The following is a 13245-nucleotide window of genomic DNA, read 5'->3' as shown; positions in this document are numbered from 1 at the left end:
GCATATGGATGGTAGCCATCAGAAACAGCCTATTCGGGGGGCGTTTTCTGCTGAAAAACTGGTGCGGGTGGGCTTTGGTGCAACGAAGCGGACAAATAAAATCGTTGTAATGTTATATGCAGAGCAGGAAGGTAATGGAGACATTATCTTATGGAAGCTGAACAAGAACCATATCCCATTTGAAAAGTACGACAAAGTTTCATTTGAGACTCTTATGGCAGAGTACTTACCTGAACCGGCATTTTACCAAGAAAATATTTATCCGGCTATGCGCAAGGTTGCTCAGGGGATTGCCAGAGGTGACCGTCTGCGTGTGAATGGACAACCCTATGGGGCTGAGGTTGAATATCTTCAGGTTCTGGATATGGACGAGGAGAATGTTCGTGCGACATTTGGTCTTGGGCTAACATATTTAGAACGGAACGAGATAGATAAAGGGCAGGAAGTTTTTTCGAAGCTGGTAGAAATGGAAGCGGCCTTTGCTGAAGAGCATAAACATATGTTTAACGATTTTGGTATCAAACTTCGTAAAAATAAAATGTATGATCAGGCATTGCAATTCTATAGCAGAGCACAAAAACTTTCAGCATTGGATGAACATTTGCTTTATAATATGGGGCGGGTGCTTGTTGAAATAAAAGAATATAAAAAAGCTCGGGTCATGCTGGCTAAGGCTGTAGAAGTGAATCCAGAATTTGCTGAAGCCGTAAAGGCCCTTGAAATCCTAGATAAAAAGCTAAGTCACGCAGTGTAAATCTGTCTGACTCTCTCGACGTAAAAAAAGCCATGCCTCATCACGCAATTATGTGATGAGGCATGGCTTTTTCTCTTGATAGAGAACGTCGGTGGTGCCCGGTGGGGCTACCGTGCTGCTTAGTGATTGAACTCGATGGAAACTACTTCGTAAGAGATACGTCCCTTAGGTGCGTTTACAACAAATTCGTCGCCCTCTTCTTTGCCGAGCATTGCTCTGCCAACAGGGGAAAGCGCAGAAATACTGCCATTTTGATAGTCAGCTTCATCTGGTCCGAGCAGGGTATATTTTTTTACTTCGCCAGTATCGAGATCTTCAATTTCTACAGTTGCGCCAAAAGTTACTTTATCGCCACCGAGGGTTTTAAGGTCGATAACGTTGTAGCGAGACATCTGAGATTCGATGTAGGAGATACGTGCTTCGAGCATACCCTGACGCTCACGTGCAGCATCGTACCCTGCGTTTTCGCTCAGGTCGCCTTCTTCACGGGCTTCTTTAATAGCCTGAATGATTGCTGGGCGCTCTTTTTTTAGAGCCTCAAGCTCTTGTTTAACTTTTTCAAAGCCTTCAATTGAAATAGGAATACTACTCATCATTTTTCCCTTAAAAAATTCTTTCCTGCATTTTCCGGCTAACAGGAGGCCGTTTTTTCTTCACAAGAAAAAGCGCCCGACATGGCGGGCGAAATTCTGAGGTAGAACATAGTTCGCGAGTGGTCAAGTCTCTAGTTGTGGAAGATACAAGAATACCCCAGAAAATAAAAGGTTATTTGTTGAAAGTATCTTCGCATGGATATTGATTGTATGAACAATTCATTTGAAGGTCAAAATATCAATAAAGCCGCATCAATGTCAATTAAATGCAAAGTTAACCGGTTTCATCGATAATCAGTATGACGGAACGCAAAAATACTGCTATGAGGTTGGAAAACCGCCATGCAATATAATGCAAAATAGTTGGTGCGCCTTTTTAAAATGCGTGTAACCACTATGGGTTAGTGCCCATTAGACCTCCTAGTTAAGTATGTTTTATACATTTTTTATTAATTTTTAAATGGTGTAAAAAATGTAGGCGGGTCTGTGACCATTGAGCAATGACAATAGAAAACGTATGTGCTTTGCAGGAAAAATTAATTGTGAAGCAATTTGCGTTTGTTATCTTGTCACCAATGCTAACCCAGTTTAATAGAGCGTCAGCCGCTTTGTTAAAAAAAAACGCAACACAAAGAGCAGCGCAAAGCGGTTAAGGAGTATTTTTATATGTCAGATTCAAAGCAGCATCCTGAGAAGGAGTGCGGTGGTTCTTTCATAGAAAGTGTAGCCCAATTACTGCCGGAAGGTGGTAACCTCAACATGTGTCTTACTTGTGGTGCCTGCTCTGCAGGCTGTCCCGCAACAGGGCTTGAGGATATGGATCCACGCAAATTCTTGCGTCTTGCCGCACTTGGAATGGATGAAGAAATCACCACCACCCCTTGGGTATGGATGTGTACCATGTGTCAACGGTGCACGTATGTCTGCCCTATGCAGATTAACATTCCGCAACTCGTGTACAAGGCTCGTCAGGCCTGGCCACGTGAAGACCGCCCGAAAGGTATTGTTGACTCTTGTGACGTGGCCTTACGTAACCCTGGCCACAGCGCAATGGGCGCTTCCTCTGAAGACTTTAAGTTTGTAGTTGAAGACGTTCTTGAAGAAGTACAGACCGAACAGGAAGGTATGGAAGATCTCAAAGTACCTTTTGATGCATTCGGAAAAACCTACTTCCTCAACCAGAACTCTCGTGAGCCGGTAACTGAGCCTGAAGAAATGGTTCCTCTTTGGAAAATCATGAATATCGGCGCCGGTGACGACTGGACTTACGGCTCTGTAGGCTGGGCCGGTGAGAACTATTGTATGTTCGCAGCTGATGATGAAGCTTGGGAAACAATTGTTCGAAATACAGTTAAGGCTGTAGAGGACCTTGGTGCCAAGTATTGGCTCAACACCGAGTGTGGTCATGAGCTTTATTCATTCCGTACTGGATTGGAAAAATTTGGTATTAAGCCTAAATTTGAAGTACTTTCCGTTATTCGTCTCTACGCCCGTTGGATACGAGAGGGCGTTCTGAAAGTTAATTCAGATTGGAACGTTAATAACGTCAAATTTACCGTACAGGATCCTTGTCAGTTCGTTCGTAAAGGCTACGGCGATGTTGCAGCGGACGAGTTGCGCTACGTAATAAAAACGTGTGTCGGTGAAGAGAACTTTATTGATACATGGCCTAATAAATCCAATAACTACTGTTGCGGCGGTGGTGGTGGGTCTCTTCAGGCTGGCTACCCCGAAGCGCGCCGTCATTACGGTAAGATTAAAAACGAGCAGTTTGTTAATACTGGTGCACCGTATGTCATCGCACCATGTCATAACTGTCACTCTCAGATTCATGATCTCTCCGAACACTACGGAGCAGGCTACCATGTTGTTCATTTATGGACGATTGTTGCTCTTGCTCTCGGTGTTCTCGGTGAGAATGAACGTATATACCTTGGCGAAGATCTTCGCTCTTGTGGTTTATAGTCGAACCACACCGTACGCCCATAGAAAGCCCGATCTTCTGATCGGGCTTTTTTATTTTAAAATAGATCACTGTACTGATAGGCTTGCAATACGGGAGTGGGCTTGATACCTTATTTTTTACGTATTAAAAAAATGGTATCAACTGAATATAAATAATTCCGGAGGATGGAATGTTAGGACGAAATGCAGCAGCGCCAAATGTACGCCGTGCAGAACTTGTGAATGTGTATCTTCGTGGCGTCTATGGCTGGATGATGCTGGGTCTTCTTGTGACTGCGGTCTGTGCATTTTTAACTGCAACTACTCCTGCTGTTCAACAGCTTGTTTTTGGCAGCCAGTTCAGCTTTTTCGCACTGATTATTGCTGAGTTTGGACTTGTAATGTATTTGAGTGCCCGTATTGCCAAACTTTCCGCAGGTGCAGCTACTGGGTTGTTCCTACTGTATAGTGCGCTTAATGGTGTAACCCTGTCTGTAATTCTTCTTGTGTACGCAGCAAGTACTATCTCTTCAGCATTCTTTACCGCAGCTGGTATGTTCGGTGCAATGAGCTTGTATGGCATGACAACCAAGCGCGACCTGACAAGCATGGGTAGCTTCATGATGATGGGGCTGTTCGGTATTATCATCGCGACCGTCGTGAACATCTTTATTGGCTCTACCATGATGGAACTGGTTATTAGCGCAATCGGCGTAATCGTATTTACCGGTTTGACCGCATACGATACGCAGCGTCTCGCAGAAATGGGTGAAACTATGCCTGCTAACGATGCTACCGCAGTTCGTCGTGGTACTATTCTTGGTGCACTAACTTTGTACCTCGACTTTATTAACTTGTTCCTGATGTTGCTTCGTTTGTTTGGATCAGCTAGAGACTAAAATTAAAGAAATTCGCACATAGACGATTAAATAAGGGGGGCCTGCAACGGCTCTCCTTTTTTTTCATGAGACATATTTTCCGACACCTAATCCATTACTTATTGAAACTGAAAGCTCTCAGGAGAGTTTATGTCTTCACTGCCGATCCAGCGGGCATTGTTCCCACTTTTATATCCAATTAGTAAAATTTATTCCTTTGCTATGTCGTATCGACGTAAACAGTACGAAGCGGGAGCAAAAGAGCAGTTTTCCCCCAAAGCGCCTTGTGTTGCTGTAGGGAATATCAGCTGGGGGGGGACTGGAAAAACTCCAGTTGTCAGCTGGCTGTTGGAATGGGCAGAGCGTAATCATTATTCATCAGTGGTTCTTTCCCGTGGTTATAAGGCGTCACCGCCAAAAACTCCGTATCTTGTTACTCCGGAAAGTACTGCAGCGCAGGCAGGGGATGAGCCTGTTATGCTTGCCAATGCACACCGCAAAGCTCGTATTGTTGTCGATCCGGTTCGGAGACGTTCAGGAGCGTGGGCGGAAAAAAAGTTTCGACCGGAACTTTTGGTACTTGATGACGGCTTTCAGCATCTGGCAGTGAAACGTGATTTGAATCTGGTTCTGCTTAAACCAGAAGACTTGACTACTGAGTGGGATAGAGTGATCCCCGCAGGTTCATGGCGTGAAGATCAAAGTGCGTTGTCTCGCGCACATGCTTTTTTGATAAAAGTTGACTCGCTTGCTCCACTAAAAAGTGTTATAAAAGATAGGCTTGCTCAGTTCGGTGTGCCAGTATTCAGCTTTTCTCTGGTACCGCAACAGCTTGTTCCGGTAAGTGCAGCAGCGATTGAAGCCTTTGAAAAAGCAAAAGAAAAGCATCAAACTGTCATATTAAAAAATTATATTCTGTTTAATGGGGTAGGGGAACCTGCGCAGGTTGAAGAAACAGCTAAAAAATTTATGGGCCGCTCTCCTTACAAACATCAGCGTTTTGCAGATCATCACGCATACACTGAGGCAGAAATTGCGGAGATGGGGAACGTAGGGCTGCCATTGCTATGCACACCTAAAGACGCCGTGAAGGTTCCGGAGGTCTTAGGGGTTGAAGTTTGGACGTTTGCTTTGAGCACAAAGTTTGGTGATTCCATGTTCACGGGGAAATTATTTGCTGACTGGTGGCAGGAAGAATGGAATGCCATGCGGGATGCTTCCGGTACTAGAAAGAAAATAACGAAGAAATCGGCTGTTGCAACGTCTGCACCGCGTCCCGTCTTAAAAAATGAAAAATAATATGACAATAACCTGTAACATTGTGGGATAGTATAAAACTTCCTGTAACAATTGTTTAAGGGATAAGAATAGAGAATGGTAAAAAAAAGAAAACCGAAATCCGGCGAATGCCCGATTTCACCTAAAGATATACTTGAGCTTTTTCGTGAAGTGAAACGTCCGATAAAGATGAATGACTTTTATCGCTTTTTGCATTTAAGCAAGCGATGGAGGCGTGATCTTGAGGATATGATTGAACATCTCGAAAAAGATGGAAAAATAATCCGTTTGCGCGGTGGTGCATGGGGATTAACAAAAAATCTTCACCTACTCACAGGCAAATTGCAGGTGCAGCGTTCCGGTGTAGGTTTTGTCCTGCTGGATGATAAACGTCGTGCTGACATTTTTGTAGCCCCGTCTGCCTTTGGGAATGCAATGCATGGCGACACTGTTGTTGTAGCGTTGTTACCGGGGGGTAGAGGTAAAAATCAGGAAGGACGCATCGTCCGGATTTTGAAGCGTGCCCGAGCTACAATTACCTGCCGTGTTATTAAGAAAATGGGTAAGAGCGGCTATATTTGTCGTCCGACAGACTCCCGTCTAACCTTCTCAATTCTTGCTACAGGCGATGTCCTTGAACGTCGTCCTCGTAAAAATGAATTGCTGGTGGTTGAACCTCGTGAGCAGCTTGAAGCCGGATTATGGGCCGCTGAAATTCTTGAAAGCCTTGGCGACGAGGAAGACGGTAATGTGCAGGAACGTCTGGTTAAAATAAATCACGATATTCCAATGAGTTTTCCCGATGAAGTTACAGAAGCTGCAAAGGGCTTGCCTGCTGTTCCATCTGAAGAAGATTTTGTTGATCGTATTGATTTGCGCAATCTTGATTTTGTCACCATTGATGGGGCGACGGCTCGTGACTTTGATGATGCTGTGTACGTCGAAGAGCAGCGTGACGGCTATCGTTTGTGGGTAGCAATTGCTGATGTAAGCCACTATGTGCAGGAAGATTCTGTGCTGGATCAGGAGGCTGTTCAGCGTGCCAACTCATACTACTTCCCGCAGTCTGTGGAGCCGATGTTTCCTGTGGAACTGTCAAATGGATTATGCAGCTTGAATCCACGAGTCCCTCGTTTGGCGATGGTTGCTGAGACATACTTCTATGCAGACGGAACCTATGGTAAGTCTAAATTTTATCCGGCAGTAATCCAGAGTAAAGCGCGATTGACTTATGGTCAGGTAAAGCGTGCCTTGCTGGATAAGGATGAAAAAGAACGAGCAGTTATTTCTCCTGTTTTACCGATGCTTGAAAGGGCTGAGGAACTGGCAAGGCTATTGAAACAGAAGCGAAGTGATCGCGGAAGTCTTGATTTTGATGTTCCGGAAGCACAAATAACCTTTGATGTTTCCGGTGCTCCGATTGCTATTGATCGAAAGATTCGTCATTTCGGGCATATGATGATTGAGGAATTTATGATTGCCGCAAACGAGGCGGTGGCACGATTCCTTACCGAGGTTGAGGTTCCGTTCCTGTATCGTATTCATCCGGCTCCTGAGCTGGATAAGTTGTCTGGACTGTTCAAGATGCTGCATCGTACTGAACTTGGTGAGTCATTCCCGAAGGAACCGACGCCGGAAAACTTGCAAGTCGTATTAAAAATTGCAGAAGGAACCGAGCAGGAGTTTGTCGTTCATCGGCTTACACTGCGAACCATGATGCAGGCGCAGTACACTGCCATTCATCAGACTCACTTCGGTCTTGCTTCGGACTGCTATTGTCATTTCACGTCTCCAATTCGCCGTTACGCGGACCTTATTGTACACCGTGCACTGAAACATGCGCTGAAGGTAAAAGGGTATGAGCATATCCGTGGTGTAGATAAAGTTCAGGCTATCGGAGAACATCTTAATAAGCGTGAACGTGTGGCAATGGAAGCAGAACGCGAAATTCTGAAACGCATCACTGCGTTATACATGTTGACTCAGGTTGGTGCAGAATTCACAGGCGTTATTTCCGGCGTTGCAGAATTTGGTTTCTGGGCGGAGCTGGAAGAAGTTATGGCAGAAGGCATGGTGCGGTTGTCTAGCATTGATGACGATTACTATGTGTATCTTTCAGAGCGGAATGAGCTTATAGGCGAGCGGACTGGACGCAGGTTTGCATTAGGGCAGGTTGTAAAAGTCTGGCTCTATGATGTTAACTTGGCTCGAATGGAAATTAATCTGAAGTTACGGGAAGAGGACGCCTTAGGCGAAGATACTTCTGACGAGAACGGCGAATAGGTTCTTCCCGAATAACATGCCTTAGGAAAAAGAAAGTAGAAAAGGGCTTCACATGCAGTATGTGAAGCCCTTTTTTTATCCAGTTCCTAACAGTTTGTGGGCGAGAGCCTCACCTTGTTGTCCGCCGCCAGCCATCCGTTCATATTCATGGCGAATGCCGGTTTCGGACAGAGCGTCGCAGCTTGTGAATGTTGCACTGCTCCGGACATCTTTATGTACGAGGAAGTGCTTTTCTGCACGCGCTGCAAGCTGCGGCCAGTGAGTAATCAACAGCATTTGCTGACGTTCCGCAAGCTTGGTCAGTGCATCTGCAACATAATTAAGTGTAATGCCGCCAATGCCTGCATCCACCTCGTCAAAAATAAGCGTAGGTGTCTCATCTTTGTTCATGAGTCCGACAACAGCGAGTAAGAATCGGGAAAGTTCACCGCCGGATGCAATTTTATCCAACGGCTGCGGCGATTGTCCAGGGTTTGGCACCCATATGAGACGTGCTTTATGTTCAAAGCATTCCGGATAAATTTCGGTGGGAGTAAAATCAAACTCCACGTGAACATGTTCAGAGAAGCCGAGAGTCTTTAGTTCAGTCTCAATGGCACGGCAAAGTTCGCTGCCCTTTGTTTCACGCAGCTCATTAATTTGCTGTAAAATATTTTGAAGTGTAGTGCGTGCTTCATCTTCCTGCTTTTCAAGAAGGATGAGATCAAGGTTGCAGGTATCTAGAAAAGTCAGATTTTCTTCAATTTCTTCCTGCATGTTTACGATCTCATCAAGAGAGCGGTTGAGCTTACGTTTAAGTTGCGAAAGTTCGTAAAGTCGGGCTTCTATTTCTTCAATGGAATCTTCGTCCGGTTTGTTCATAGGCTGGTTGCGCAGCCGGCTTTCAATTTCTCCCAGTGAGTGACGGAACTCCATAATGCGTTCAACATCTGGCTGGTACTCCGGGATATAGCGGCAAACGTCATCAAGACTGTTTTCAAGACGGCTGATCATTTCAGCCAAGCCGCCGCTGTCTGTATAAAACAGTCCTAATGTGTGATCTACAGCTTCTTGAACCAGACCTTGCTCACGAGTTTCCTGCTTTTTAGCTTCGAGCTCTTCTTCTTCTCCGGTAACTGGAGCTACTTTTGCAATTTCTTTTTGCTGAAATTCCAGAAAATCGCGCTTATCTTCCAGATTGCGCGCGCGTTCCCGTAACTCATCCTGTTGAGCAGCAATGTCACGCAACGTTTTTACAACAGTATTTCGTTTTTCAAAAAGATCGGGACGTTGAAGAAAACTATTTAATAGTTTTTCCTGAAAGGCTGGCTGTAACAGTTGTTGCTGACCGTGCTGGCTTGTATGGACCAGCAATTTAGGTTTTAGCGTTCGAATAGTTTCTTGTGAGCTCAGTTTGTCGTTGATGTACAGTCGGCTTCGGCCTGTTGCTGCCACTAGCTCTCTTCGGATGATGTACTCTTCATCATTGATAAGAAAAATAGCTTCAACCTGTGCTTTTTCTTCACCGGCGCGTACAAGATCTGCGCGCATTTTTTCGCCTGTTAGAAAATTGAGTGCCTTTAAGATAAAGCTTTTGCCGGCACCTGTTTCGCCGGTGAGAACATTCATCTTGCCGGAAAACTCAAGTTCCATATCGTCAATTAACGCAAGATGACGGATTCGGAGAAGTTCGAGCATTCTAATTGCCTGTAATTATTTAATTAAAAAATTTTAAAAAGCTTTCGTGCGAGTATTCTTATACAGAGCAGCATACTTTGGCAATGCATGGGAAGTAGTTCGTAGCAATTAGACTAGCGCTTCAAACGTGGGTCTAGTAGATCGCGAAGGCTTTCACCAAGTAAATTGTAGCCGAGCACTGTGATAAGAATAGCGCAACCGGGGAACATAGAGAGCCATGGTGCAATTTCCAACACTTGTTTTCCTTCCAGAAGCATGTTGCCCCAACTTGCTGTCGGTGGCTGAACGCCGAGTCCGAGAAAGCTGAGTGCAGATTCTGTGAGAATTGCTCCGGCTACTCCGAGAGTCGCGGAAACAAGCACCGGTGCAAGAGCGTTGGGCAGGATATGCTGTATGATTATGCGGGTGGATGATGCACCGGTAAGGCGCGACGCAGCAACAAAGTCTCTTTCCCTCAGACTTAATGTTTCTGCCCGTACAAGTCGGGCGACTCCCATCCATGAAGTAAGTCCGATGACTATCATAATATTGACTAAACTCGGTTCAAGGAAGGCGATAACAGAAAGGATAAGAAAGAATGACGGGAAGCAGAGCATCACATCAACAAAACGCATAATGATTTCATCTACCCAGCCTCGGAAATATCCAGCAATAAGTCCGAGTATAAGCCCGATAGAAATCGAAATACCGACAGCCACAAATCCAACCCATAAAGAAATGCGTGCTCCATGAAGCATTCGTGAGAAAATATCGCGTCCAAGAGCATCTGTCCCCATAAGATGACCAAGAGAAGGCGGTTGAAGGATGTAGTCAAGGTTTAGTGCGTCTGGATCAAAAGGTGAAAGGAACGGGGAAAAAACGGCGGCTAGCGTCATGGTTCCCACAATGACGAGGCCGATTATGAGCATCCCATATTGGCTCCAAAAAGCACGGGAGGTGACAGGAAGCATTATGCATTACCTCCTGTATTACGGATTCGAGGGTCAGCTAGGCCGTAACAAAGGTCGGCTATCATGTTGCCTGCGAGTGTGAGTACCGCTCCGAGCACAAGGTTCCCCATAATCATAGGATAGTCTCGTGCGAGAACAGATGCATAGAAAAGCTGCCCAAGTCCTGGTAACGCAAAAATTGATTCAATGATAACTGATCCGCCGATAAGGCTTGGAATGGAAAGGCCGAGGATTGTAATGACCGGAAGCAGGGCGTTTCGGAGAGCATGTTTATAGATAACAGTGCGCAACGGCAGTCCCTTTGCTTTTGCGGTAAGAATAAAATCCTGTCGTAACACTTCAAGCATTGAGGAACGCATGAATCGAGACATGCCGGCAAGGCTGCCAAATGTATAAATGAAGATCGGCATCGCCAAATGTTTCGCCAGGTCTCCCGCTTTTCCCCAGAAAGATAAGTTGTGGTAATCCAGCGAGGTTAGTCCGGAGATAGGGAGCCATTGCAGGTAGATGCCGAAGTAGAGCATCAGCAGAAGTGCAAGCCAGAATCCGGGCATAGCAAATCCGATAAAGACAAAGACTGTACTCGCTTTGTCGAACCATTGCCCTTGATAGTAGGCGGCTCCCACCCCGATAGGTATTGCAAAAAGCAGGGTGAGTATCAGTGAGGTAACGTTCATGCCTATGGTAAGCGGCATTCGTTCTTTTATTTTATCCCATACCGGCCGATGGTCACCGGACATGGATGTACCGAAATCAAAGCGCGCTATGCGTTTGACCCACCTATAATACTGAACATGCAGAGGCTGATCCAGTTCGTACAGACGTTCGAGGCGGGCGCGGGCTGCCGCACCCACCTGCGGGTTCAATGTCGTCTGTAAATCGGTAGGAGAGCCGGGAGCAAGATGAATAACCCAAAAGCTTATGACCGTAATGCCGAAGAGAATCAGCATGGTCATGCCAATCTTCTTACAAACTCTGTATAAGACGCGGCGTAGGATAACTGAAGGCGTTATCTCGCTCGTAGGCGCATGTTCCATAGTGGGGTATTACTCCGAGTTGTTGAGCCACTGTCCTATTTTTTGAACAGTTTCTTTCCAGTCGTTGGAAAGACGTGTCTCAAGGAATGTTCTATAAGTATCGTCCAACAGTGTCAGACAACTTTCGATCAGATATATTTTTTCGAGGAAAGGACCGTCAACATCATCTTCCTCATTGGCATCAGCTTTTTCAACTTTTGGTGTCTTGAGACTGCCAAGAGAAAAATCTTCTGCTTTTAATGTAAGTTGCCACGCTTCTGTGTCTTGTTCAATACGAATCAATGCACGCGTAACTTTTTTTCCCATAGACAGCCCGAGACGTGCTTCCTTCAGTTCGGATGTGCTGCCGGACACAGTTGCTGTTTCCAGAGTCTCGCCTTCACCACCCTGAACGGAAATACGCTGCTCAACATATAAATTGTATGGGCGTCCTTCCTTAGAAGAGAAGTTACCGTTCGTGACTTCGCTTCTGAACCACAGCCAGGTTAAAAAGTCCTGACCCAATATAATGTCTGTAGTCTGACCAAGATAATCAGCCATGATGTCTCCTATGCGAAGTTAGCCGGTTCAAGGGTATCAAGTTTTTCTGCGATGTCTTCACCCATAAGGGATATCGCAAGGGAATATGGAGTCATCGGCTCGAGATCGACACCAAAAGTCTGTGCAAAGTAATCTACAAATAATTCTAACACTTTTGCTTGAGTTGAAGCAAAGTATACGTCGTTCGTTTGCATGTTCCATACTACATGAAATTCAGCTGGAACCGGAAGAGTGCGTGCGCGAAGTTTTAGCTGTACCTGTTCTTTTAGTTCTTTCTTACGTTCGCGGGAAACGTACTTTTTACCCTGTTCTTTGATCTTGCGCTCTTCTTCACGAATAGCAATTGCAACGTGTTTTTTCATAACTGCTGCGGGGATACGTCTAGTATCAAGGCGCAAAGAAAAGGTAAGGTAAGCCCCTTTTTCAGGCGGTGCGGTGTGCCATGAAGAATCCAGCATGTCGTCAAAACAGACCCATCCCCAGCCGCGTTCTTCTGCGGACTCTTCAATTTCTTTGAAAGAAAACTGGCGAAGTTTCTCAGGAATTTCCGGCCAGAGCTCTTTAGGAACAGGCTCTGTAATCTTATATCGGGTGAATGAAGTACTGGCGTTTAAAAAGCCCATGTTGCTCTCCTTTTGTATATGGGAGTGTGTAGCGCATCTTTGAATAGTACGCCAGATTATAAGATACAACGCGGTCAGAGTGACAGAGTAAAAAAAAGACAGTGTAAAAACAGAAAGTTAACAAAAAAATAAGAGAAAAACAAAAAACGTGTTGACTTGTGAAGAAAAGCGCGTAGATTTCCTCTCCGCTGCTGATGAGGCAGTGACTCAGTTTGCGAATCGAAAATGCTGTAAGTATTTTTTTGAAAACTAGTTGACACAACGGTGTCATTTTCGTAAAAAATACTTCTGCGCTTCAGAAAAGCAAGCAGTAGTCTGCAAGTTTTTAAGATACTAAAAATTAAAAACTTGTTGACGGAGCCAAAACGAGGTGGCATAAACGCCAACTCGACGCAAGGCCGAAAAGCCGCGCGGAGCTTTTAGAAAGCTCTTTGACAATTAAATAGCGAATCGGATTGATTTAGAGATCAGCTAGCGTTGTTCGTTACTAAGGTAACGGGCAATTCAATACAGAATTATTAAACTGGAGAGTTTGATTCTGGCTCAGATTGAACGCTGGCGGCGTGCCTAACACATGCAAGTCGAACGCGAAAGTCTCTTCGGAGATGAGTAGAGTGGCGCACGGGTGAGTAACGCGTGGATAATCTACCTATTGGTACGGGACAACAGTTGGAAACGACTGCTAATA

At 45.3% G+C, this 13245-nt stretch carries 11 protein-coding genes and 1 rRNA gene; 6 read left to right on the top strand and 6 right to left on the bottom strand.

Translation table 11 applies throughout. The features are described from left to right. The first annotated feature begins 4 nt into the window (after positions 1-4). Positions 5-754: a tetratricopeptide repeat protein gene (locus F461_RS0106075; RefSeq protein WP_020000258.1), complete on the top strand. Its 750-nt coding sequence runs from the start codon at positions 5-7 to the stop codon at positions 752-754. 119 nt (positions 755-873) lie between these two features. On the opposite strand, the gene greA is transcribed toward F461_RS0106075, so the two are convergent. Next, positions 874-1347 (bottom strand): transcription elongation factor GreA, encoded by a 474-nt coding sequence (greA, locus tag F461_RS0106070; RefSeq protein ID WP_020000257.1) that lies wholly within the window; start codon positions 1345-1347, stop codon positions 874-876. A 666-nt stretch (positions 1348-2013) separates the two neighbouring features. Between greA and F461_RS0106065 the strand changes: the two genes are divergently transcribed. From F461_RS0106065 to rnr, 4 genes are all read left to right on the top strand, one after another. Further along, positions 2014-3312: a (Fe-S)-binding protein gene (locus tag F461_RS0106065; RefSeq protein ID WP_020000256.1), complete on the top strand. Its 1299-nt coding sequence runs from the start codon at positions 2014-2016 to the stop codon at positions 3310-3312. Positions 3313-3482: 170 nt separating this feature from the next. Next, positions 3483-4190: a Bax inhibitor-1/YccA family protein gene (locus F461_RS0106060; RefSeq protein ID WP_020000255.1), complete on the top strand. Its 708-nt coding sequence runs from the start codon at positions 3483-3485 to the stop codon at positions 4188-4190. Positions 4191-4319: 129 nt separating this feature from the next. Further along, a complete protein-coding gene (gene lpxK / locus F461_RS17225) occupies positions 4320-5468 on the top strand; it encodes a tetraacyldisaccharide 4'-kinase (protein WP_020000254.1) in 1149 nt (382 codons plus the stop codon). A 75-nt stretch (positions 5469-5543) separates the two neighbouring features. Further along, on the top strand, positions 5544-7730 hold the full coding sequence (gene rnr / locus F461_RS0106050; protein WP_020000253.1) for a ribonuclease R: 2187 nt from the start codon (positions 5544-5546) through the stop codon (positions 7728-7730). Between the two features lie 75 nt (positions 7731-7805). Here the strand turns inward: rnr and F461_RS0106045 are convergent, their stop codons facing one another. The 5 genes from F461_RS0106045 to rdgC form a co-directional block, all read right to left on the bottom strand. Next, complete coding sequence (locus tag F461_RS0106045) at positions 7806-9407, bottom strand: DNA repair protein RecN (protein WP_020000252.1); 1602 nt, start codon at positions 9405-9407, stop codon at positions 7806-7808. Between the two features lie 113 nt (positions 9408-9520). After that, the gene (locus F461_RS0106040) at positions 9521-10357 is read right to left on the bottom strand and encodes an ABC transporter permease (RefSeq protein ID WP_020000251.1); all 837 of its coding nucleotides are present in this window, start codon (positions 10355-10357) and stop codon (positions 9521-9523) included. Then, positions 10357-11313, bottom strand: a complete 957-nt coding sequence (locus tag F461_RS0106035; RefSeq protein ID WP_020000250.1) for an ABC transporter permease — start codon at positions 11311-11313, stop codon at positions 10357-10359. The genes F461_RS0106040 and F461_RS0106035 overlap by 1 nt, the downstream gene beginning before the upstream one ends. Before the next feature lie 90 nt (positions 11314-11403). Beyond that, entirely contained in the window at positions 11404-11934 is a 531-nt protein-coding gene (locus F461_RS0106030; protein ID WP_020000249.1) for a hypothetical protein, read from the bottom strand. Between the two features lie 8 nt (positions 11935-11942). Continuing rightward, complete coding sequence (rdgC, locus tag F461_RS0106025) at positions 11943-12557, bottom strand: recombination-associated protein RdgC (RefSeq protein ID WP_020000248.1); 615 nt, start codon at positions 12555-12557, stop codon at positions 11943-11945. Positions 12558-13077: 520 nt separating this feature from the next. Between rdgC and F461_RS0106020 the strand changes: the two genes are divergently transcribed. Beyond that, positions 13078-13245, top strand: a 16S ribosomal RNA gene (locus F461_RS0106020); the annotation flags it as partial.

The sequence above is a fragment of the Halodesulfovibrio aestuarii DSM 17919 = ATCC 29578 genome (genome assembly GCF_000384815.1).
GTDB classification, from domain to species: domain Bacteria; phylum Desulfobacterota; class Desulfovibrionia; order Desulfovibrionales; family Desulfovibrionaceae; genus Halodesulfovibrio; species Halodesulfovibrio aestuarii.
The sequence above is the reverse complement of the archived record's forward strand: the minus strand, read 5'-3'. Positions and strand labels throughout refer to the sequence as shown.

Bases quoted from the DNA above. Each gene is read 5' to 3' on its own strand.
- F461_RS0106045 (WP_020000252.1), bottom strand. From the start codon at position 9,407: ATGCTCGAACTTCTCCGAATCCGTCATCTTGCGTTAATTGACGATATG.
- greA (WP_020000257.1), bottom strand. From the start codon at position 1,347: ATGAGTAGTATTCCTATTTCAATTGAAGGCTTTGAAAAAGTTAAACAA.
- F461_RS0106030 (WP_020000249.1), bottom strand. From the start codon at position 11,934: ATGGCTGATTATCTTGGTCAGACTACAGACATTATATTGGGTCAGGAC.
- F461_RS0106075 (WP_020000258.1), top strand. From the start codon at position 5: ATGGATGGTAGCCATCAGAAACAGCCTATTCGGGGGGCGTTTTCTGCT.
- lpxK (WP_020000254.1), top strand. From the start codon at position 4,320: ATGTCTTCACTGCCGATCCAGCGGGCATTGTTCCCACTTTTATATCCA.
- rdgC (WP_020000248.1), bottom strand. From the start codon at position 12,557: ATGGGCTTTTTAAACGCCAGTACTTCATTCACCCGATATAAGATTACA.
- F461_RS0106060 (WP_020000255.1), top strand. From the start codon at position 3,483: ATGTTAGGACGAAATGCAGCAGCGCCAAATGTACGCCGTGCAGAACTT.
- F461_RS0106065 (WP_020000256.1), top strand. From the start codon at position 2,014: ATGTCAGATTCAAAGCAGCATCCTGAGAAGGAGTGCGGTGGTTCTTTC.
- F461_RS0106035 (WP_020000250.1), bottom strand. From the start codon at position 11,313: ATGACCATGCTGATTCTCTTCGGCATTACGGTCATAAGCTTTTGGGTT.
- F461_RS0106040 (WP_020000251.1), bottom strand. From the start codon at position 10,357: ATGCTTCCTGTCACCTCCCGTGCTTTTTGGAGCCAATATGGGATGCTC.
- rnr (WP_020000253.1), top strand. From the start codon at position 5,544: ATGGTAAAAAAAAGAAAACCGAAATCCGGCGAATGCCCGATTTCACCT.